Raw genomic sequence first — 20,746 nt, 5'->3', positions numbered from 1 at the left:
GCGTCAGTCGGGCTCGCCGAACTCGTTGGGCCGCAGGTCCTCCGGGTCGACCTTGCCGGTGCGGAAGCCGGCCCGGCCCACCATGTGTGCCGCGACGGGCGACGTGATGACCTGGAACGCCACGACCAGCACGAGCATCGCGACGGCCGACCAGCTGCGCACCCGCAGCGCGAGCGCCGTGAGCATGAGCATCAGCCCCAGCACCTGCGGCTTGGTCACGGTGTGCATGCGCGCCAGCAGGGACGGGAAGCGGGTCAGGCCCACGCCCGCGGCGAGGGTGAGGAACGCCCCCGCGAGCAGGCACACGACCGCGAGGGAGTCGGCGATCGTCGTCCACAGCCCGGGCTCGACCTGGGTCATCGCGCGCCACCTCCCTCGTCCTCGGCGTCCGGGTCGACGTCGCGCGCGCCGCCCCGCTGCTCGCCGCGGCGCTCACCACGGGGCACGTCGACGTCGCGCGCCTGGGCGGCGACCTCCTCCCGCGAGCGCACGCGGCCCTCGCCCTCCGGCTCTTTCGCGGCGAACCGCGCCATCGTCACCGAGCCGACGAAGCCGACCATGGACAGCGCGACGAGGATGGGGATGGTCTCCGTGCGGCGCGACCAGAACGCCTCGATGGCGATGGCGCCGACGAGCGTGATGGTGAGGGCGTCCAGCGCGACGGCACGGTCGAGCATCGAGGGCCCGCGCTCCACGCGGACCAGCGCGAGCAGCGCGGCGACGGCCACGAGCACGGCCGCCGCGATCACGGCTGCGAGGATCATGCGTCCCCCTCCCCTCGTCCGGGATCGCCGGCCCCCGCGGCCGGGGTCGGGGCGTCGGCATCGGAACCCAGCCCGCACCGGGTCAGGACGGTGCGGCTGGCGAAGGCGCGCAGCACGCGCTCCTCCAGCGCGAGCGTGTCACGACGCACCGTCTCGGGCCCGCCGGCCCCGTCGATGTCGAGCACGTGCAGGTAGACGACGCCCGTGCTGCGCCGCGCCTCGACGACGAGCGACCCCGGCACCAGCGACGACATCACGGCAGTGATCGTGAGGTACGCGTCCTCGGGGTTGCGCAGCCGGACGGCGACGATGGCTCCGTGCGGCGTCGGGCCGGGCTTGATCGCCGTCCACGCGACCTCGAAGGACGCGAGGAACAGGTCGGCCACGAACCGCCCCACGAGGACGGCGGTGGGCCACGGCCGCACGGTGCCCTGCATGGAGATGTTCGGCAGCGGGAACAGCGTGACCACGACGGCCGCGATCAGGGCGCCGGCGATGACGTTGGCCCAGGACAGGTCGCCCCACAGCAGCACCCAGATGAGGGTGAGGAGCGCGAGGGCGTGCCACTGCGAGCCCAGCCGGCGCAGCAGCCCGGGCCGGCGCGGCCGGGGGCTCATCTGCCGCCTCCCTCGCGGCCGCCGTTCCCGGCGACCGACTCGCCCTGGCCGCGGTCGGCGCCGCCGGGGAAGACGGCGTCGACGTACGTGTGGCCGTCCATCGACGCCGTCGCGGCGCGCTCCGCGTACCCGTACAGCGGGCCCGCCGCGACGGTGAGCAGCAGCCCGAACGCGACGAGCGCGCCCGTGGGCAGCACCATCCCGCGCGGCAGCGGCACGTCGGACTCGATCTCCTCCGACGGGGCCTGCCAGAACGCCTTGTTCCACGCCTTGACGACGGCGTAGAGCGTGAGCAGCGACGTCACGACGGACCCCACGACCAGCACCCACGCCAGGCCGGTGTCGACGCGCGCGCCCTCGGTGAGCAGCCCGACCTTGCCGAGGAACCCGGACAGCGGCGGGATGCCGGCCAGGTTGAGCGCGGGCACGAAGAACAGCACGGCCAGCCCGGGCGCGAGCTTGGCGAGGCCGCCGAGCCGGTCGAGCGACGTCGAGCCACCCCGCCACTCCACGAGGCCCACGACGAGGAACAGCGCCGTCTGGACGGAGATGTGGTGCACCACGTAGTAGATGGCCGCGGCCGTGCCCGCCTCGGTGGCGAGCGCGATGCCGAAGATCATGTAGCCGATGTGGCTGACCAGGGTGAACGACAGCAGGCGTTTGACGTCGTTCTGCGCCACGGCGCCCAGGATGCCGATGACCATCGTGAGCAGCGCCAGCACCATGAGCACCTGGTCCACGGTGGGGTTGTCCGGGAACAGCAGCGTCTGCGTGCGCAGGATGGAGTACACGCCCACCTTGGTGAGCAGCCCCGCGAACACGGCGGTGACGGGCGCGGGCGCCGTCGGGTAGGAGTCCGGCAGCCATGCGGACAGCGGGAAGATCGCGGCCTTGATCCCGAAGGCGAGCAGCAGCAGGAGCTGCAGAGCGGTGCGCACGGTCGGGTCGATCTCCGGCAGCCGCTCGGCGAGCTGCGCCATGTTCACCGTGCCGGTAGCGCCGTAGATCAGCGCGATGGCGGTGAGGAACAGCGTGGAGGACACCAGCGTCACGATCATGTAGACCGACCCCGCGCGGATGCGCTCGGCCGTGCCACCGAGGGTGAGCAGCACCGCCGACGACGCGAGCAGGATCTCGAAGCCGACGTACAGGTTGAACAGGTCGCCCGTGAGGAACGCGTTCGCGACGCCCGCCGCCAGGATGAGGAACGTCGGGTGGAAGATCGCGACGGGGATCCGGTCGCCGCGCGTGGTGCCCGGGTCGTCCTCCCCCTCGGGCACGCCCTGCCCCAGGGAGTACAGGAGCACGCACAGCAGCATCACGAACGAGACCGTGAGCATCACGGCCGAGATGCGGTCGGCCACCAGGTCGATCCCGACGGGCACCGCCCAGTTGCCGACCTCGACGACGATGGGGCCGGAGTCGGCCGCGAACAGCAGCCCGAGGGACGCGGCGAGCGCGGCGGACAGGGCCGTGACGCTGATGATGCGCTGCACGCGGGCGTACCGGTGCAGGGCGAGCGTCAGCCCCGCCGCGAAGAGCGGCAGCATGACGGGCAGCGGGACGAGCGTCTCGACGGACCAGGGCATCACGGGCGCTCCTCGTCCTTGTCGTCGACGTCGTCGTGCACGTCCGCCGCTTCCTCGTCGAGGGTCTGGTCGGGCTCGGTGTCGTCGGCGTCCTCGAACGCGGGGGCGTTGAGCGCGGCGTGCCGGGCGACGCGGCGGTCCTCGACGTCGTCCGCGACCTCGTCGTGGCCGTGCAGCTGCCACGACCGGTAGGCCATGGCCAGCACGAACGCGGTGAGGGCCAGCGTGATGACGATCGAGGTGAGCACCATGGCCTGCGCGAGCGGGTCGCTCATGCGCACGCCGTCCGGGGCGTTGCCGATGATCGGCGACGCCCCGGAGCGCCCGCCCATGACCAGCAGCATGAGGTTCACGCCGTTGCCGATGAGCACGAAGCCGAGCAGCACGCGCGTCAGGGGGCGCTCCAGCAGCAGGTAGACGCCGGTGGCGAAGAGGACGCCGATGGCCAGCACCAGGATGGCCGGCGGGGTGTTCTCGAGGACGATCATCGGGCGGCCTCCTCGTGCGGGGCGTCGCCGTTCGCGGGCGGCGCCTCGACCTCGCCGACGACCACCGTGCGCGCGGGCCGCGGGTCCTGCCGGTCGATCTCGGCCCCGAGCGTGCGCAGCAGGTCGAGGACCAGCCCGACGACCACGAGCATCACGCCGATGTCGAAGAACAGCGAGGTCACGAGGTGCACGTCCCCGAGCACCGGGAAATGCATGTTGACGATCGTGCTCTGCAGCACCTCCTGGCCTCCGACGAGCGTCGCGAGGCCCACGCCGGCGGACAGGAACAGGCCGGTGCCCAGCAGCACGCCGGGGTTCACGGGCGCGGCCTCGCCGAGCTCGTACCGGCCGCCCGCGAGGTAGCGCACCGCGAACGCGATGCCCACGACGAGCCCCGCGGCGAAGCCGCCGCCCGGTGCGTTGTGCCCGCTGAACAGCAGGAACAGGGCGAACACGATCATGGCGTGGAAGATGACGCGGGTGATGACCTCGAACATCACGGACCGGCGCTCGGGCTCCAGCGTGGAGCCGGCGGCGAGCCACACGCGGCGCGTGTGCGGGTCGGACTGACTGACCTCGTCCACGCGGGACAGGCGCAGCACCTCCCCGCTGCGCTGGCGCAGGAAGATGAGCGACGCGACGCCGGTGGCTGCGACGAGCAGCACGGAGATCTCGCCCACGGTGTCCCAGGCGCGGATGTCGACCAGGGTCACGTTGACGATGTTCTTGCCGCCGCCCCAGGTGTACGCCTCGTCGGGGAAGTGGGTGCTGATCGGCTCGGCCACCCGCACCAGCGGGGCCGCGACGGTCAGCGCCATCATCACGAGGCCGGTCACGACGCCCAGCACCAGGCGCACCCAGCGGCTGGCGGCGAGCGGCCGGTCGGTGAAGTACGGGGGCAGGCGCCGCAGCACCAGCATCATGACGACCAGGGTGATCGTCTCGGTGAGCACCTGGGTGAGCGCGAGGTCGGGGGCCCCGTGGAGCATGAACAGCGTCGCGTTGGCGTACCCGGCGACGCCCACGAGCACCACGGCCTTGAGCCGTCGGCGGGCGCGAGCCGCGAGCACGCAGGCGATGACGATGATCGCGACGACGGCGGCGTCCCCCGGGCGGTCCCAGAGCACGAGCTGCACCTGCGGCGTGCCGCGCACCAGGCCTGCCGCGATCACGGCGCCGGGGGCCACGGCGAGCACCACGAGGATCATGCCGAGGTAGACCGGCAGGGAGCCGCGCTGGGTGGCGGCGGTGACGTCGGCCGCCACGTCGTCGAGGCGCCGCATGGTGCGCCGGTAGACGACCTCGGCGCTGCGCGGCGACCAGAAGAAGTCCTGGGCGCGCTCCACCCGGGCGCGCTGCCAGAAGAGCACGAACCCGGCCACGAGCACGAGCACGGTCAGCGCGAGGACGGGCGTGAACCCGCTCCACAGCACCAGGTGGCCGGGCTGCCCCGTCGGGTAGAGGTCGGCGTACGGGGCGAGCAGCCGCTCCCCCGTGGCCGGCACGAGCGCGACGGCGAGACCGAGGACGGCGAGGACCAGCGGCGGCGTGACGAGCAGCCACGGCTGGCGCCGCACGGGCGTCGCGGGCGCGGGCTGCGCGGCGGCGTCGTGCGTCGAGGCGGTCGCCGCCCCCGCCCCCGCCGCGCCCGGGCGCCGCTTGGTGCCGAACGCGCCCCACGCGAACCGCAGGCCGTAGGCCACGGTGAGGGCCGAGCCGACGACCAGCGCGACGAGCGCGATCGTCTCGATCGCCCCGGCGCCGTGGGTGACGTCGTGCCACAGCCCCTCGAGCGCGGCCTCCTTGGCGACGTAGCCGGCGAACGGCGGGAAGCCGATCATCGACGCGGTGGCGAGCACGCCCGCCACGGTGGTGAACGGCATCGTGCGCCACAGCCCGGAGAGCTTGCGCAGGTCGCGCGTGCCGGTGGCGACGTCGACGGCGCCGACCACGAGGAACAGCGCGGCCTTGAACATGGCGTGCGCGCCCAGCATCGCGAGGCCGGCGAGCGCGAGGGACCTCGACCCGAGGCCGAGCAGCAGGACGATCAGGCCGAGCTGGGAGACGGTGCCGAACGCGAGCACGAGCTTGAGGTCGTGCTGGCGCAGCGCCTGGTAGCCGCCCAGCAGCAGCGTGCCGCCGCCGAGGACGAGCACCAGCCAGCGCCACACCGGCAGGTCGGAGAACGCCGGGGCGAAGCGGGCCACCAGATAGACGCCCGCCTTGACCATGGCCGCCGCGTGCAGGTAGGCGGACACCGGCGTCGGCGCGGCCATGGCCGCGGGGAGCCAGAAGTGGAACGGGATGAGCGCGGACTTGGTGGCGGCGCCGGCGAGCAGGCAGACGGCCGCGACGGTGACGACGGTGCCCGACGGCGGGTCCGCCACCAGCTCCGAGACCCGCCAGGTGTCGCCGACGACGCCCAGGATGATCAGACCGACCAGCATGGCGAGGCCGCCGGCCGTCGTGATGACGATCGCCTGCATGGCGGCGCGCCGCGACGCCTTGCGGTCGGCGTAGTGGCCGATGAGCAGGTAGGAGAAGACGGTGGTGAGCTCCCAGAACACGAACAGGAGCAGCAGGTCGTCGGCGACGACGAGGCCCACCATCGCGGCGGCGAACGCCGTGAGGACGGCCGCGAACCGGCCGAGGCCGAGGGCGTCGCGGGCGAAGTAGGCCGAGCAGTACAGGAGCACGAGCGCCCCGACGCCGCCCACCACGAGCAGCATGAACCACGCGAGGGTGTCGAGCTGCAGGGTGATCGACAGGTGCAGGCCGGGGACCCACGGGACCTGGGTGGTGGGGAAGTCTCCCGCCGTGACCCGCGGCGTCATGGCCAGCGCGTAGACCGCGGCCGACGCGGGCCCGAGGGCCAGCACCCAGAACGCTCTCCTGCCCAGCCATGCCACCAGAGCCGGCGCCGCGAGGGCCAGCAGGAAGGTGAAGAGCAGCACTGAGAGCACAGCACTCCGTCCGGTCGAGGGGCGGGGCGTCGGGCTTTACCTTACCGGCATCGACCGATGGTCCCGTGGCGATCGAGGTGACACGGGCCTGTGACCTGGGTCGCTCGCCCGCCCCGCACGGTCCGTGCGGGGCAGGCGACCAATCAGTCTCCCCCGGGCGACCCCAGCAGCTCGCGCACGCGGCCCGACACGCGCCCGAACTCAGGATCGCGCACCGTCTCGGCGTAGTCGCGCTCGGCGGGCAGGTCCACCGCGAGCTCCTCGACGATCGTGCCCGGCCGCGGCCCCATGACGACCACCCGGTTGGCGAGGTACACGGCCTCGGCCACCGAGTGCGTCACGAGGAGCACGGAGACGCCGGTCTCGCGCCAGATGCGGTGCAGCTCGACGTTCATCCGCTCGCGGGTGAGGGCGTCGAGGGCGCCGAACGGCTCGTCCATGAGCAGCACGTCCGGCTGGTGCAGCAGCGCCCGGCAGAGCGAGACGCGCTGCTGCATGCCGCCCGACAGCTCGTGCGGCATCGCCTTCTCGAAGCCCGTCAGGCCCGTCATCTCGACGAGCTCGTCGCACCGGCGGCGCGCGGTGGCGCCGTCCATGCCCCGCATCTCGGCCTGCAGCAGGATGTTCGCCCGGACGTCGCGCCACTCCAGCAGCGCCGCGCGCTGGAAGACGAAGCCGATGTCCTGGCGCGGGCCCCGCACCACCTCGCCGCGCAGCCGCACCTGGCCCGTCGTCGGGGCCGTCAGGCCGGCCACGACCTTGAGCAGCGTGGACTTGCCGCAGCCGGACGGGCCCGCGATCGTCACGAACTCGCCGCGGGCGAGCTGCAGGTCGACCGACCCGAGGGCCGGGGTGGACACGCGGCGGCTGCGGAACGTGACCGAGACGTCCTCGATGTCGACGACGGCGTCGGTGGCGACGCCCTGCGCGGGGAGCCCGCCCGTGGTCGTGGTGGTCATGGGGCCCCCGTTCAGTTCGCCGGGGCGAACGAGTCGTCGAAGTAGTCGTCGGCCGTCGTGCCCTCGGCGATGAGGCCGGAGCTCGACAGCACGTCCAGGGTGTTCGCCCAGTCGGCCGGGTCGTTCACGCCGGGCGCCTTGCCCTCGGTCGCGTCGGTGTGCAGCAGCTCGATGGTCTGCTTCCACTGCTCGGTGAGCACGTCGGCCGCGGGCATCTGCGGGTCCTTGCCCTCCATCGAGGCGACGGCGGCGTCCGGGTCCTCGGCGGCGGCGGCGAACGCCTCGGACGTCGCCGCGACCATCTCCTTCACGAGGTCGGGGTCGGAGGAGATCGTGTTCTCGGAGGCGACGAGCCCGTTGCTGTAGAAGCTCAGGCCGACGTCCGAGTAGCGCAGGTAGGTGACGTCGCGGCCGCTCTTGGAGGCGATCGTCGGGCCCTGGTCGTGCGCGAACCCGATGAGGCCGTCCACCTTGTCGGTGAGCATCGCGGAGATCTTGCCGGCCGGGTCGAGGTTCTGCTGGGTCACCGCGTCCTCGGGCACGCCCGCGGCCTCGAGGTAGAGCGGGAACGTCGTCGTCGGAGCGTCGCCCGCCGAGACGGCGATGGTCTTGCCCTTGAGGTCGGCCGGCTCCTTGATGCCCGAGTCGGAGAAGACCTGCACCGACGACGGCGTCGTCTGCAGGAAGACGCCGAGGCTGCGGATCTTGACGCCCTTGTCGATGTTGGCGAGCACGGCGGGGGTGTCGGCCCAGCCGAACTGGACCTGGTCGGCGCCGACGGCCTGCGCCGTCTTGGTGGAGCCCTGCCCGGCCTCGATCTTCAGGTTGATGCCGTGGTCGGCGAAGATCCCCTCCTCGAGCCCGTAGTAGAACGGGGCGTGCTCGCCGTAGGGGTACCAGTTGAGCATCAGCGTGACGTCGGTGGTGTCGGCGCCGGCCGGGGCCTCGGCCTGGGCGCCGCCGTCGTCGGTGGACGGGGCGCACGCGGCGAGCGTCAGGGCGGCGGCGGAGACGGCCGCGGCGGCGGCGAGGGCCTTCGATCGGAGGGTCGGTCGGAGAGACATCGGGGTGCTCCTTTGCACTGGTTCTGCGAGCTCTGGGGGTCCAGGGGGTTGCGCCGGCGGCGCGGTGCGGGCTGCGGTCAGGCGGCGACGGTGGTCGCGGCGGAGTCGATGCGGCGCGAGGCGTGCCAGCCGATGAGGAAGCGCTCGGCGATCTGGATGATCGCGAAGAGCACGATCCCGAGGGCGGACATGATGAACAGGGCGGCGAAGAGCATCGCGGTGTCGATGTTGCCGTTGGCCTGCAGGATCACGTAGCCGAGGCCGTCGTTGCCGCCGACGAACTCGCCGACGACGGCGCCCGTGACGGCGAGCGTCGCGGCCACCTTGAGCCCGGACAGCAGCTGCGGCAGCGACGCCGGGAACATCACCTTGGCGAACGTCTTGATGCGGCTCGCGCCCATGGTCGACGTGAGCTGCAGGATCTCGGGGTCCACCGAGCGCAGGCCGGCGAGGCCGGAGATCACCACGGGGAAGAACGCCATGAGGACCGCGACGGTGATCTTGGGCGCCAGGCCGAAGCCGAGCCACACCACGAAGAGCGGCGCGACGGCGATCTTCGGGATGACCTGCGCCACGAGGATGATCGGGTAGAGCGTCTTCTCGGTGCCGCGGGAGTACGCCATCAGCACCGCCACGAGCTCGCCGACCACGACGGCGATGGCGAAGCCGACCACCGTCTCGTAGGTCGTCACGTACGTGTGGTGGAGCAGGTAGTCGACGTTCTCCGTCGCGGCGGCCCACGTGTCCGCCGGCGAGGGCAGCACGTACGGCGCGACGAGGCCGCGCGCGGTGACGAACCACCACACCGCGAACAGCACCACCACGAACGCGATCGGCCGCCACTGGTCCAGCACCCAGCGCACGGGGGCGGGCAGCGCGCGCGGACGCCGTTCCTCGGCAGGGGCCTCACGGACCGCCCGGCTGCTCTGCCCGACCGCCGACCCCGGTGTCGTCGTCACCATGCTGCTCCTCACCCCAGTGTGATGAACCTCGCGGAATACGCTTTCCGAGGTGAACGCTAAGCGGCGCCCTCGGGGGGTGTCAAACAGGCAGGCCAGGCGTCACCGGGACGCGCGGGAGGGCGCCGTCCACCACCGTCGACGGGTGCCCGGGGCACTTCTCGGGCGACGCCGGTCAGAGATCCTCGGGCGCGAGCAGGAAGTCCGCCTCGTCGGCGATCTCGCCGCCCACGGCGGCATGGATCGCCACCGCCATCTTCCCCACCAGGTCGGCCGCGCGGCGGCGCGCGACGACGTGCGCCGCCTGCGGGAACTCCTGGTTCGCCTCGTACACGTCCGGGGCGTCCCAGCGCACGTGGTAGCAGATCGCGCCGGCCGCCGCCCACGGCAGCTCGCGCACCAGCAGCGGCAGCGTCTCGTCGCCGACCACCTCGACGGTGATCGACCCGTCCAGGCCCAGGTCGCTCGTCAGCCCGTAGCCGTCGAGCACCATCGGCGCCTGCAGGGCGTCGATGTCGACGTCGTCGGCGCGCTCGTGGATCGCCTTGCGCAGCTCGTCGTCCAGCGGCTCGCCCGGGTACAGGGGGCGGTCCGCGAGGCCGCGCGGCGGGCCCTGGTAGGGCCTGCCCTCGGTGGCGAGCACGACGCGCGGGTGCACGGCCTGCAGCACCCGGTGCGCGGCCTGCGGGTCCAGCCAGATGTCGGAGTAGACCGTGAGGTCCACGGCGCGGCCCGGGTCGGGGGTCAGGACGACGCCCGGGCCTGCGGCGCGACGGCCGCCGTCGGACTCGTCCCACGTGCCCGCGACGTCGAGCCGTACCGAGCCGCCCAGGCGGCGGGCCGCCTCGACCAGCCACTGCACGACGCGCTCCTCCTCGCGGTTCGGCAGGGCCGCCGGGAAGGCGCGCCCGATGCCGTCGCGGTCCCCGCCGAAGCGGGTGGCGTCGTCCCAGCGCTCGCGCGGGCACACGACGTCGAAGACCATCTCCGTGCCCGGCGGGAGGCCGGCGTCCACGCCCTTGCCGGCGGGCGCGTAGGGCCCCGAGACGGCGCTGTGCCGCGACAGCCGCAGCACGCCCGGCTCCCCCGGGTTAGCCATCCGGCCCACGGGGACGTCGGCGCCCGGCAGGTCCGCCGGGACGACGTCCCACCGCGTGCCGACGAAGCGCGACATCGCCAGCACCTCGATCTCGTCGACGACGACGTCCGACGGCACCCCGAGCAGGTGGCGGGCCTGGTGGCCCTGCGCCGAGACCGCCGGCAGCGGGGGCAGGGCGGGCGGGTTCTGAGCCATCCGACGACGTTCCTTCCGGGACCGGGGCGCGCCGGTCCCGGCGCGACGGGACCGAGCGTAGCGACGTCGCGCACCGTCGGGGGACGCCTCATCGGGCCCCGGGCCGGCGCCCGGGACGGACCTCGGCCCGAGCCCGGGGCGGCCGCCCCGCGCGCCGGTCAGACCGTGCTCCGGTGGAACGACTGCCAGGACCGGCTCGCCGTCGGCCCGCGCTGCCCCTGGTACCGCGACCCGTACGCATCGGACCCGTACGGGTGCTCCGCCGGGGACGACAGGCGGAAGAAGCACATCTGGCCGATCTTCATGCCCGGCCACAGCGTGATCGGCAACGTCGCGACGTTGCTCAGCTCCAGCGTCACGTGACCCGAGAACCCGGGGTCGATGAACCCGGCCGTGCTGTGCGTGAGCAGGCCGAGCCGCCCCAGCGACGACTTGCCCTCGAGGCGTGCGGCGACGTCGTCGGGCAGTGTCACGGCCTCGAACGTGGAGCCCAGCACGAACTCGCCCGGGTGCAGCACGAACGGCTCGTCCGGCGCCACCTCCACGAGCCGCGTCAGCTCCGGCTGCTCCTGCGACGGGTCGATGAACGGGTACTTGTGGTTGTCGAACAGCCGGAAGTACCGGTCGAGGCGGACGTCGATGCTGGAGGGCTGGAGCATGGACGCCTCGTACGGGTCGAGGACGACCCGCCCGGCGTCGAGCTCGGCCCGGATGTCGCGGTCGGAGAGCAGCACGGGGACACGGTAGTCGCCGACCCCGCCGGGCGCCCACGTACGCTCACGGACCGTGCGTGCCCTCGACATCGACGTCCCCGACGCCCTCGCCGCCCGCTGGTCGGGCTGGTTCGCCCCCGCCCGGCGCCCCCTGGTCGCACCGGCGGACCTCGCCGCCCGGCTCGGCCTGCCCGACGAGCGCGCCGGCCTCCTCGCCGAGGAGCGCGACGCCCTCGGGCTGTACGGCCTGGCCCCCGACGACGCCGTCGTGCGGCTCGACCGCGCGGCGTACCAGGCGCTCGCGCCCGCCCTGCGCGCGGAGCTCACCGCCCGCCAGCCCGAGCGGCCACGGTGGCCGGATGCCGGGACGGATGCTCGCTCCGGGTCGCGCGCCGAGGCCCGGCTCGTGCGCTGGGTCGAGGACGGCTGCCGCCCCAGCCGGCACGACGACGTGCCCGACACGGTGTGGGAGCGGGCCGCCACCGCCGGCCTTCCCCGTGCGAGGGCGCTCGCCGGACGGTTCCCCGAGCGCAGCGGTCCCAATTGCTTCGGCACGGTGATGGGCGCCGCCGGCGTCGCCGGCGCGGAGCACGAGTGGATGCAGCGCGCGCCGTTCGAGCGGTGGCTCGCCGAGCGCGCCCGCCCCCTGCCCCGCGGCCCGCGGCACGACGGCGACGCGGGCGTCGTCCTCGTGTGGCGGACGCCCGGCGGCCAGGTCGAGCACGCGGCCGTCACCCTCGGCGACGGGTGGGCGCTCCACAAGCGCTCGCAGTGCTGGTTCAGCCCCGTGAAGGCGCTCGCCGTCGACGGTGTGAAGGCGGGCGGCCGGGCCCCGGGGAGGCGGCTGGAGCGCTACCGGATCGTCGCGGGCTGACGGGTCCGGCGCCCGCCCGTGTATCCTGGGTGGCGCGCACGCCGGGGATCGACCCCACGGCACCCTTCGGTCCACCGCATCGAAGCATGGTCCCGCGCACGAGACAGCGCCGCTGTCCACCGACAGAAACACCGCCCGTCGAGCCGCACCGGCCGTCGCGCGGAGCGAGAGCAGAGAGCATCACTTCTTCCTTCATCACCACCCTGGACCGGCCCGCGCCCACGTTCGCGTCCGAGCTCACGGCTGAGTCCACCCCCCGATCGACGCCCGTGTGGCGCCGGGCCGACGACGACCTGTGGGTCGCGACGGTCGACGGCGAGTACGGCGGCATGATCACCCGACTCCCCGACGGCTTCCACGTCCACGACCGCTGGTCGCGGCCGGTCGCCGTCGTCCCCACCCTCGCCGAGGCGAAGGCGCTGCGCGCGCCCTCGCACCCCGGCGTCGTGCGTGCTCGCCGAGCCCGCACCCGAACGTCCGCGCCCGCCCGGGCGCGACGATGAGGACCTGTGTTCTCGGGTCCGTCGCATCAACGAGAGAAGACATCATGACCACCGGAACTGTGAAGTGGTTCAACGAGGAGAAGGGCTTCGGCTTCATCGCCCCCTCCGACGGCACCGCCGACGTGTTCGCGCACTACAGCGCGATCTCGGCCAGCGGCTTCCGCACCCTCAACGAGGGCCAGCAGGTCGAGTTCGAGGTCACCCAGGGCCCCAAGGGCCTGCAGGCCTCGGACATCCGTCCGCTCTGACGCCGTCGCCGGCACGCCGTCCCGCGGCGTGCCGGCCACCGGTTCGGAGCACCGTCCCCGGTTGGGTATGATCGGGGCGCGCACACCGTCAGGTGCTGCTGCGCGGGTGTAGTTCAATGGTAGAACTTCAGCTTCCCAAGCTGACAGCGCGGGTTCGATTCCCGTCACCCGCTCCACGGACCGTCCCTGCGAGCCCCTCCCGGCGGGCAGCGCGGGAGTCCCCTCCCCCGGCGGAACCCCTCGCCTGCCCGACCCCCTGGTCCTAGAGTGCTGAGGCATGGGGGATGCCGCCCGTCCGGACCCCGGCCAGGAGCACACGATCTCGGTCGTCGTCCCTGTCTACCGGGGTGAGCGGCACCTGCCCGGGCTCGTCGACGAGCTCGCCCCGCTGACCGCGCCGCAGCGCTCCCCCGCCGGTCACCCGTTCCGCGTGACCGAGGTGATCCTCGTCAACGACTGCGGGCCCGACGACTCCGCCCGGGTGCTGCGCGAGCTCGCCGCGGCGCTCCCGTGGGTCCGGCCGGTGTGGCTCAGCCGCAACTTCGGGCAGCACGCCGCGACCACCGCCGGGATCGCGAGCTCGTCGGGCGACTGGGTCGTGACGATGGACGAGGACGGGCAGCACGACCCGGCCGACATCGGCGACCTCCTCGACACCGCGATGCGCGAACGGTCCACGCTCGTCTACGCGTCGCCGAGGAACGAGGCGCCGCACACCGCGTTCCGCAACACCACCTCGCGGGTCGCCAAGCTGCTCATCAACATGCTGTCGGGCGGCGACGCCGACGCGACGAAGTTCCACAGCTTCCGCCTCATGCTGGGCGAGATCGGGCGCAGCGTGGCGGCCTACGCCGGCCAGGGCGTCTACCTCGACGTGGCGCTGAGCTGGGTCGCGGACCGGGTGACGACCTGCCCGGTGTCGATGCGCTCGGAGGGCGACCGCGTCTCCGGCTACTCCGTGCGCACCCTGATCTCCCACTTCTGGCGCATGGTGATGACGAGCGGCACCCGCGGCCTGCGGGTCGTCAGCCTGATCGGCGCCACCTTCGCCACCTTCGGCGTCGCCCTCGCCGTGGTCCTCGCCATCGAGCGGCTCGCGGGCGGCAACGTGCCCGAGGGGTGGACCTCGACCGTCGTCATCGTCCTGCTGTGCTCGGGCATCATCCTGTACGCCCTCGGGATCGTCGCCGAGTACATCGGCGTCGCGGTCAACATGGCGATGGGCAAGCCGCCGTACCTCATCATGAGCGACCCGCACGCGGGTCCCCTCGGCAGGGACGGCCGTGGCACGTGACGGCCGCGTGACCTGGGTGGTCGGCGGCGGCGGCCTGCTGGGCGGGCACCTCGTGGCCGGCGCGACGGCGGCCGGCCGGGCCGTCCACGTCAGCGCCGTGCCGTGGCACGACCCCGACGCCAGCGTGACGGCCCTCGCCCGCGACGCCGAGCACCTCCTCGGGAGCTTCCGGGACGTCGACCTCCTGTGGGCCGCCGGCGCGGGCGTCGTCGCGACCGGCCAGGACGCCCTCGACCGCGAGGTGACCGTGCTGGACGCCCTCGTCGACGAGCTGCTCGCCGCGGGCCGCCGCCACCCCCGGACCACGCTCCGCGTCTTCCTGTCCTCGTCGGCGGGCGGCGTCTACGCGGGGTCCGCGGACCCGCCCTTCACCGAGGCGACGCCGCCGTCGCCGCTGGCGCCGTACGGCAGGGCGAAGCTCGCCTCCGAGGCCGCGGTCGGCCGCCTGACGGACGCCGGCGTCGCCGTCCTGGTCGGGCGGATCGCCAACCTCTACGGTCCGGGCCAGAACCTGGCCAAGCCGCAGGGCCTGATCACCCAGCTCTGCCGCGCCGAGGTCCAGCGCTCCCCGCTGCTGATCTACGTGTCGCTCGACACCGCCCGGGACTACGTCTTCGTGCGCGACGCCGCGCGGATGATCCTCGCCGGGATGGACCGGCTCGCCGGGGCCGGGCCGGGCGCCGCGGTCGTCAAGATCCTCGCCTCGCAGAGCGCGGTGACCCTCGCGACGATCGTCGGGGAGCTCTCCCGCATCACCAAGCGGCGGGCGCCCATCGTGCTGGGCACGTCCTCGAGCACCCCCTTCCAGACGCGCGACCTCCGCTTCCGGTCGACCCTGTGGCCCGACGTCGACCGGCTCGCGACGACCACCCTGGCCAGCGGCATCGGGGCCACGTTCACGGACGTCGCCCGGACCCTGCGCCGCCCGGGAGCCCGTCGATGACGGCGCGCGAGCGCCCCCTGCGCCGCGCGTGCGCCGTGGCCGCCGTCGTGGCGGGGACCCTCGGCACGGCGGCGTGCGCCGACGTGTCGGCGGGGTACCAGGGCCCCGCGGCGCTGGTCCCCCCGCTCGCCGGCCCGTGCTGGCCGCTGCCCCGCGACGTCACCCTCGACGTCGGCTACCAGGTGATGCGGCAGTACGTCGTCGCCGACCGCTGGGTGCTGGTCGCCCAGTGGGACCGGCTGAGCCCGGAGGACTTCACGGCGAGCCTGCGCGCCAGCCTCGTCGACGGCGGCTTCGCCGCGCGGGGCGCCGAGGCCGGCTGGCACCGCTTCGAGGCGCCCGGGTACGGCGGCGTGGCGTTCGACGTCACGCCGCTGGAGGACGCCACGCCCGAGACCCTCGTGCAGGGCACGTTCCGGCTGGACCTCCCGCGGACCGCCGCCCGCCCTCGCGCGACGGCGGGCTGCACGCCGATCGACATGGTCGACCCGCCGCCCGAGGACGCCACGGTGCTGACCGGGACCTCCTCGTGACGAGCGCCGGACCCGACCCGGTGCCCGTCGCCGCGTCCGCACCGAGGACCACACCGCCCACCGCGCCCGGCCCCGGGGACGCCCCCGCGCCGACGCCCGCGGGGCGCAGGCGCCTGCCCACCCTGCCGCTGGTCGTGGTCGGCGGCCTGGTCCTCCTGAACCTGGTGCTGCGGCTCGTCCTCGCACACAAGGCGCTGCCCGCGCCCCTCGCGGGCGACGAGGTCGCCTACACCACCGGCGCGCGCGACCTCGCGGCCGCGGCCCAGGCCCTGCTGGAGGGCGGCGCGGTCCCGACCGCCGACCTGCAGGCGCACCTCGTCGGCAACGGCTGGTTCATGCCCGGGATGTCCCTGCTGATCGCCCCGCTCTTCCTCGCGGACCCGACGGCCGGCGACGAGGCCGTCCGCGTGTACCTGGGCGTCCTGTCGACGGTCGTCTTCCTCGGCGCGGTCGCCCTCGTCGCCCGGACCGTCGGGCTCCGGACGGCGGCCGTGCTGCTCGTGGTGCCGGGGCTCATCCCGATGTGGGTGCTGTTCGGGTTCAGCGCCTGGGGCGACGCCTGGGCCGGCCTCGTGCTCCTCGCCACGGTCCCCCTGCTCGTCGTCATGTGGCGCCGCCTCGACTCGGACGGCGCGGTCCGCGTCCGCGACGCGGTCCTGCTCGGGCTCGCCCTGGTCGTCGCCCTGTACCTGCGCTCCAGCACGCTCCCGCTGGTGGTGGCGGTCCTCGCGGTGCTGGTCGTCGTGACCCTGCTGCGGACGCGCGGCCGCGCCCTCGCCCGCTCGCTGGCCGCGTGCGCCGCGGCCGCGGCGGTTGTCGTCGTGCTGCTGGCGCCGTGGTCGGCGATCATGACCCGCACCTTCGGCGAGCGGGTCACCACGACCACCACGATGTCCCTGTCCCTCGCGTACGCGTTCGGCGACCGCGACGAGCTCTGCTTCGGCCCCTGCGTCGAAGGGAACATCTGGACGAACATGGCCCGGTACGCGCGGGCGGTGGGCGAGCAGACCGGCGAGAACCCGCTGGAGGTGCGGCGGCAGATGCGGGCCTACGCGATGCGGGACGTCACCCCGTCGGGGTACGCCGCCACCGTGCTCGACGACTTCTCGCGCTACGCCTTCTCCCCCGCCAGCTACGACCACGTCTTCCGGCCACCCGTGGAGGACGGCGACGCACCGCCGCCCCAGCAGGCCTCCGACACCGTGAGCATCGCCGTGACGCACGGGATGTACGACGCGGCCGTCGGTGCCGCGGCGGTCGCGATCCTGGTCGCCAGACGCGTGCGGCCGGACGCCCAGGTCATGGTCGTCGTGGCCTCCGGCATGCTCGCGCTGCTCATGTCCCAGCCGTTCGTCCACGTCTCCAGCGGGAGGTACTGGCCGGTCTTCGCCCCGCTGCTCGGGATCGCGATCGCCGGCCTGCTCGCCCCCGCCGACCCCGCCACGTGGAGCCCCGCGCTCCGCCGCACCCAGCGCGTCCTCGCCGTCGGCTGGGTCGTGGCGGTCGGCGCCCTGTTCCTCGTGGCCGGCTTCGCGGCCGGCTGACACCCGAGAGCCACGACGATGACCGAGCCCGTGACCGGACCCCCGCGGCGGGGATGGATCCTGGCCCTGCTGCGCCGCCGGGAGTCCGCGTACCTCGTCGTCGGCGCGATCAACACCCTCGTCGGCCTGGCGGCGTTCGCCGTCCTCGAGCGGACCCTCGGCGACGTGATCGGATACCTCGGCGCGCTGGTGCTGGCCTACGCCGTGGGGATCGTGGTCGGCTTCACGCTGCACCGCCGCTTCGTGTTCAAGGTGCGCGGCGGCGTCTGGCTCGACCTGGCCCGGTTCGTGAGCGTGCAGCTCGGCGCGCTCGCGCTGAACGCCGCTCTCCTGCCGGCGTTCGTCGAGCTCGCGCACCTCCCCGTGCTCCCGGCCCAGGTGCTGGCGCTGGCCCTGACGGTGGTCGCGAGCTACTTCGCGCACCTGTACTTCTCGTTCCGGCGCCCGGCCGGGACGGCGCGCCCGCCGGAGCAGGGGCCGGGTTCAGGCCACGGGCCGGCGGGCGGCGACGACGACCGATGACCCGAACGGCAGGTCGCGGCGCGCGAGCACCCGGTCGTCGACGGTCCCGAGCGCCGTGAGCACACGGTCGACGGCCGGGGACGTCCGCGGGAGCCGGACCACGTCGGCGGGCCGCCCGTCGCCGCGGCGCACCAGGCCGCGGGCGCGCCGCGCGAGCCGCTCGACGACGAAGGCCGGGAACGTCGAGGCGAACGCGTACGTCGCCCGGAGCACCTCGAACCCGCTGTCCTCGAGCGCCGCCACCGCCCGCCCCCGCGTGTAGCGCCGGACGTGCCCGTTCTGGACGTCGAAGTCGCTCCAGAGCCACTGGTAGGCGGGCACGGTCATGAGGAAGTGGCCGCCCGGCCGCAGGACCCGCCGGACCTCGGCGAGCACGACGTCCTCGGCCGCGCAGTGCTCGAGGACGTCGAACGCTCCGACCAGGTCGAAGACGGCGTCCGCGAACGGGAGCGTCGTCGCCGACCCGCACACCCCCGAGCCGGGCGTGAGGCCCCGCGGGTCGATGTCGAGGGTGACGTGGTGGCGCCGTCCCCGCAGCCACGCCACGCTGGGGCCGTCCGCGCTCCCCACGTCCAGGACGTCGTCCGAGCCGTCGGCGTACCCGCCCAGCACCGTCCGCAGCAGGCGGCCGCGCGTGCGGTACCACCAGTAGTCGGAGCGGTCGAGGGACGCCGACCCTCCGTTCGCCGACGGACTCACAGGCACGAACGTACCCGCGTGCCGCGCGACCGGCCGGGCGACCCCCCGTTCCCGGTGCTCCGACCCGCGGGCGTCCCCGGGGGCCCGTGGGTACCGTCCAGGGCATGAGCCTCGCCTCCCGCGCCCTGCACACCCGCTGGTTCGTCCGCGCCCCGATCGGGATGTTCCGGGCGGGGCTCGGCGTCCTCTTCGGCGGGCGGCTGCTCATGATGCAGCACCGCGGCCGCAGCAGCGGCGAGCGACGGTACGTGGTGCTCGAGGTGGTCGCGCGCCCCGCGCCGGACCGCGCGGTCGTCGTCGCGGGCCTGGGGCCGCGGTCCCAGTGGTTCCGCAACGTGCAGGCCGACCCCCGGGTGCTCGTGTCGATCGGCGCCCGGAGGGACGTGCGGGCCCGCGCGGTGGTCCTGTCGCCCGACGACGGCGCCGCGATCCTGCGCGCGTACACCGGCGCCCACCCCGGGCCGTGGGCACAGCTGAGCCCGGTGCTCGCGGAGTGGGCGGAGCCGCTGGCCCGCGAGCGCGGCGAGGACGACTGGTTGCGCGTGGTGCCGGTGGTCGAGCTCCGGCTGCTCTGACGCCGGGCGGCCGACGGCCCCGGCCGCGCCCCGGGCGACGATTTCACCCCCCGCGAGAGGCACGTCACCCCGGGCAGGGCGGGCGACGGCCGCGGGCCCGTGCCTACGCTTCTGGGACCGCCCGCGCCGCCCGGCCGCGGCACGCCGGAGCCCCAGGGGGAATCATGCAGGCTCGCGCGGTCACCGTCGCCGCTCTCGTCACCGCGGCACTGCTCGCGGAGCCGCTCGCCGCCGCGGGCACGCCGCCCGCCGCGGCCGCCGTCGCACCGTCGAGCGTCCAGGCCGCCGCCGCGGCCCGCGGCGTCGACCCCGTCGTCACCCCCGGAGCGGTCGACGACGCCGCCGTCGACGACACCGTGCGCTGGCAGTCCGCCGCGACGGGCGCCTCCCCGGACCTCGCGCGCTCGACCGTGCGCGCCCAGACGGACCGCCGCGTGCACCGGGTGGACGTCGCCGTCGCCACGCCGCGCTGGATGACGAAGGACCGGGCGGCGCAGCTGATCCGCGACCAGGACGTGGACGCGCTGCTGGCGAAGGTCTCGACGTACTGGTCGACGCAGTCCGGCGACCGGATCCGGTTCGTGCGGAGCTCGGCGATCGAGCGGGTCGAGACCGGCGACGGCTCCTGCTCGACGACCGGCCGCATCATCAAGCAGGTGCAGGCGGGCGGCCGCGCGCACTACGGCTCCGGGTGGTGGGACTCGAGCACGCGGGGACCGGGGCGGCGCGAGCACCTCGTGGTGCTGTTCCCGTACGTCCGCGGCGACTTCCCCGGCGGTGCGCGCGAGGGCGACACGTGCCTCGGCACGCTGGGCCTCGGCTCCCTGCCGCGCACCGCGGGCCGCGACAACCCGGGCGGCTGGTCGTTCTCGCTGTTCGGCGGGGCCGACGGCGAGGCGCGCTCCGCCCGCTTCGGTCACGCCCAGTACGCGACGGCGGTCTCGACCCTCGCGCACGAGCTGGGCCACAACATGGGCCTCGAGCACTCCGGCGTCGGCTGGTGCCGGGGCGCCGCCGACGGCGGCTTCACCTCGGCGCGCTGCGGCGCGGTCGAGGGGCTCGACCCGATGGACCTCATGGGCGCCGACTTCGCCGCCGTCGGCACGGCGCCCCTGTCACGGGCGCAGGCCAAGCGGCTGGGCGTGCTGTCGGCGTCCGACGTCGTCACGGTCACGAAGAAGGGCGGCGCGCGCACCGTGACCATCGACGCACGGCACCTGAGCACCAAGCGGCCCACGCTGCTGCGCGCCGTCGACCCGAAGACCGGGCAGTACTACTCCGTCGAGCTCCGCCGGAAGTCCGGGGCGCGCTACCCGTACCTCGGCGGGATGCCGTGGCGGGCGGCGAGCAACTACACGGTGTCCTACGGCGTGACCGTGAGCCGGTTCGGCAAGAAGGGGTCGACGTGGGCGATCCCCGGCGAGCACCTCATCGTGCCGATGGGCAAGGAGTCGGCGCGGAAGTCGTACCTGCTCCGGGGGTCGTCGTTCACCACCCGCTCCGGCGCGCTGCGCCTCACCGTGCGGTCCACGACGACCGGGACCGCGACGCTGCGGGTGACGTTCCCCCGCACCTGAGGCCGGTCGGGAGGGCGGTCAGGA

General features: G+C 74.2%; 22 protein-coding genes and 1 tRNA gene. 11 read left to right on the top strand and 12 right to left on the bottom strand.

Annotation, left to right across the window (positions count from 1 at the left end):
• Nucleotides 1-3: 3 nt before the first annotated feature.
• The 11 genes from mnhG to dcd all read right to left on the bottom strand — a co-directional run bounded on the left by mnhG (nt 4) and on the right by dcd (nt 11,431).
• On the bottom strand, nt 4-360 hold the full coding sequence (mnhG, locus tag ACFWDO_RS12235; RefSeq protein WP_380323116.1) for a monovalent cation/H(+) antiporter subunit G: 357 nt from the start codon (nt 358-360) through the stop codon (nt 4-6).
• Nucleotides 357-764: a monovalent cation/H+ antiporter complex subunit F gene (locus tag ACFWDO_RS12230; protein ID WP_380323118.1), complete on the bottom strand. Its 408-nt coding sequence runs from the start codon at nt 762-764 to the stop codon at nt 357-359. The genes mnhG and ACFWDO_RS12230 overlap by 4 nt, the downstream gene beginning before the upstream one ends.
• Nucleotides 761-1,381 carry a Na+/H+ antiporter subunit E gene (locus ACFWDO_RS12225; protein ID WP_380323120.1) on the bottom strand — a complete coding sequence of 207 codons (621 nt, stop codon included), beginning with the start codon at nt 1,379-1,381 and terminating at the stop codon, nt 761-763. The genes ACFWDO_RS12230 and ACFWDO_RS12225 overlap by 4 nt, the downstream gene beginning before the upstream one ends.
• Entirely contained in the window at nt 1,378-2,970 is a 1,593-nt protein-coding gene (locus tag ACFWDO_RS12220; protein ID WP_380323122.1) for a Na+/H+ antiporter subunit D, read from the bottom strand. Before ACFWDO_RS12220 ends, ACFWDO_RS12225 begins: the two co-directional genes overlap by 4 nt.
• Nucleotides 2,970-3,458, bottom strand: a complete 489-nt coding sequence (locus ACFWDO_RS12215; protein WP_380323125.1) for a Na(+)/H(+) antiporter subunit C — start codon at nt 3,456-3,458, stop codon at nt 2,970-2,972. Before ACFWDO_RS12215 ends, ACFWDO_RS12220 begins: the two co-directional genes overlap by 1 nt.
• Complete coding sequence (locus tag ACFWDO_RS12210; RefSeq protein ID WP_380323128.1) at nt 3,455-6,421, bottom strand: Na+/H+ antiporter subunit A; 2,967 nt, start codon at nt 6,419-6,421, stop codon at nt 3,455-3,457. Before ACFWDO_RS12210 ends, ACFWDO_RS12215 begins: the two co-directional genes overlap by 4 nt.
• Nucleotides 6,422-6,564: 143 nt before the next feature.
• On the bottom strand, nt 6,565-7,380 hold the full coding sequence (locus ACFWDO_RS12205; RefSeq protein WP_380323131.1) for an ABC transporter ATP-binding protein: 816 nt from the start codon (nt 7,378-7,380) through the stop codon (nt 6,565-6,567).
• A gap of 11 nt (nt 7,381-7,391) precedes the next feature.
• Entirely contained in the window at nt 7,392-8,444 is a 1,053-nt protein-coding gene (locus ACFWDO_RS12200; RefSeq protein WP_380323134.1) for an ABC transporter substrate-binding protein, read from the bottom strand.
• A 77-nt stretch (nt 8,445-8,521) separates the two neighbouring features.
• The gene (locus ACFWDO_RS12195; RefSeq protein WP_380323137.1) at nt 8,522-9,406 is read right to left on the bottom strand and encodes an ABC transporter permease; all 885 of its coding nucleotides are present in this window, start codon (nt 9,404-9,406) and stop codon (nt 8,522-8,524) included.
• 172 nt (nt 9,407-9,578) lie between these two features.
• On the bottom strand, nt 9,579-10,697 hold the full coding sequence (locus tag ACFWDO_RS12190; RefSeq protein WP_380323140.1) for a hypothetical protein: 1,119 nt from the start codon (nt 10,695-10,697) through the stop codon (nt 9,579-9,581).
• 158 nt (nt 10,698-10,855) lie between these two features.
• Nucleotides 10,856-11,431: a dCTP deaminase gene (gene dcd / locus ACFWDO_RS12185; protein WP_380323143.1), complete on the bottom strand. Its 576-nt coding sequence runs from the start codon at nt 11,429-11,431 to the stop codon at nt 10,856-10,858.
• Between the two features lie 52 nt (nt 11,432-11,483).
• On the opposite strand from dcd, the gene ACFWDO_RS12180 reads away from it, so the two are divergent.
• The 9 genes from ACFWDO_RS12180 (at nt 11,484) to ACFWDO_RS12140 (ending at nt 17,871) form a co-directional block, all read left to right on the top strand.
• Nucleotides 11,484-12,284 carry a hypothetical protein gene (locus ACFWDO_RS12180; protein WP_380323146.1) on the top strand — a complete coding sequence of 267 codons (801 nt, stop codon included), beginning with the start codon at nt 11,484-11,486 and terminating at the stop codon, nt 12,282-12,284.
• A gap of 269 nt (nt 12,285-12,553) precedes the next feature.
• The gene (locus tag ACFWDO_RS12175; RefSeq protein ID WP_380323149.1) at nt 12,554-12,787 is read left to right on the top strand and encodes a hypothetical protein; all 234 of its coding nucleotides are present in this window, start codon (nt 12,554-12,556) and stop codon (nt 12,785-12,787) included.
• A 44-nt stretch (nt 12,788-12,831) separates the two neighbouring features.
• Nucleotides 12,832-13,035: a cold-shock protein gene (locus ACFWDO_RS12170; RefSeq protein ID WP_380244697.1), complete on the top strand. Its 204-nt coding sequence runs from the start codon at nt 12,832-12,834 to the stop codon at nt 13,033-13,035.
• A 102-nt stretch (nt 13,036-13,137) separates the two neighbouring features.
• Nucleotides 13,138-13,211: transfer RNA gene (locus tag ACFWDO_RS12165), tRNA-Gly, on the top strand.
• Nucleotides 13,212-13,312: 101 nt separating this feature from the next.
• On the top strand, nt 13,313-14,329 hold the full coding sequence (locus ACFWDO_RS12160; RefSeq protein WP_380320286.1) for a glycosyltransferase family 2 protein: 1,017 nt from the start codon (nt 13,313-13,315) through the stop codon (nt 14,327-14,329).
• Nucleotides 14,319-15,272 (top strand): NAD-dependent epimerase/dehydratase family protein, encoded by a 954-nt coding sequence (locus ACFWDO_RS12155; RefSeq protein ID WP_380320283.1) that lies wholly within the window; start codon nt 14,319-14,321, stop codon nt 15,270-15,272. Before ACFWDO_RS12160 ends, ACFWDO_RS12155 begins: the two co-directional genes overlap by 11 nt.
• Complete coding sequence (locus ACFWDO_RS12150) at nt 15,269-15,805, top strand: hypothetical protein (protein ID WP_380320280.1); 537 nt, start codon at nt 15,269-15,271, stop codon at nt 15,803-15,805. Before ACFWDO_RS12155 ends, ACFWDO_RS12150 begins: the two co-directional genes overlap by 4 nt.
• Nucleotides 15,802-17,349 (top strand): hypothetical protein, encoded by a 1,548-nt coding sequence (locus ACFWDO_RS12145; protein ID WP_380320277.1) that lies wholly within the window; start codon nt 15,802-15,804, stop codon nt 17,347-17,349. The genes ACFWDO_RS12150 and ACFWDO_RS12145 overlap by 4 nt, the downstream gene beginning before the upstream one ends.
• 18 nt (nt 17,350-17,367) lie before the next feature.
• Entirely contained in the window at nt 17,368-17,871 is a 504-nt protein-coding gene (locus ACFWDO_RS12140) for a GtrA family protein (RefSeq protein WP_380320274.1), read from the top strand.
• On the opposite strand, the gene ACFWDO_RS12135 is transcribed toward ACFWDO_RS12140, so the two are convergent.
• Nucleotides 17,833-18,570, bottom strand: a complete 738-nt coding sequence (locus ACFWDO_RS12135) for a class I SAM-dependent methyltransferase (protein ID WP_380320271.1) — start codon at nt 18,568-18,570, stop codon at nt 17,833-17,835. The genes ACFWDO_RS12140 and ACFWDO_RS12135 overlap by 39 nt on opposite strands.
• A 104-nt stretch (nt 18,571-18,674) precedes the next feature.
• On the opposite strand from ACFWDO_RS12135, the gene ACFWDO_RS12130 reads away from it, so the two are divergent.
• Together ACFWDO_RS12130 and ACFWDO_RS12125 are read left to right on the top strand one after the other, a co-directional pair.
• Nucleotides 18,675-19,145, top strand: a complete 471-nt coding sequence (locus ACFWDO_RS12130) for a nitroreductase family deazaflavin-dependent oxidoreductase (protein ID WP_380320268.1) — start codon at nt 18,675-18,677, stop codon at nt 19,143-19,145.
• Between the two features lie 164 nt (nt 19,146-19,309).
• Nucleotides 19,310-20,722, top strand: coding sequence for a hypothetical protein (locus ACFWDO_RS12125; RefSeq protein WP_380320265.1), 1,413 nt, complete (start codon nt 19,310-19,312; stop codon nt 20,720-20,722).
• The last annotated feature ends 24 nt before the right edge of the window (nt 20,723-20,746 follow it).

The sequence above is a fragment of the Isoptericola sp. NPDC060185 genome (assembly GCF_042728595.1).
In the GTDB taxonomy this organism is placed as follows: domain Bacteria; phylum Actinomycetota; class Actinomycetes; order Actinomycetales; family Cellulomonadaceae; genus Isoptericola.
This window is presented reverse-complemented; position numbering and strand designations above follow the sequence as displayed.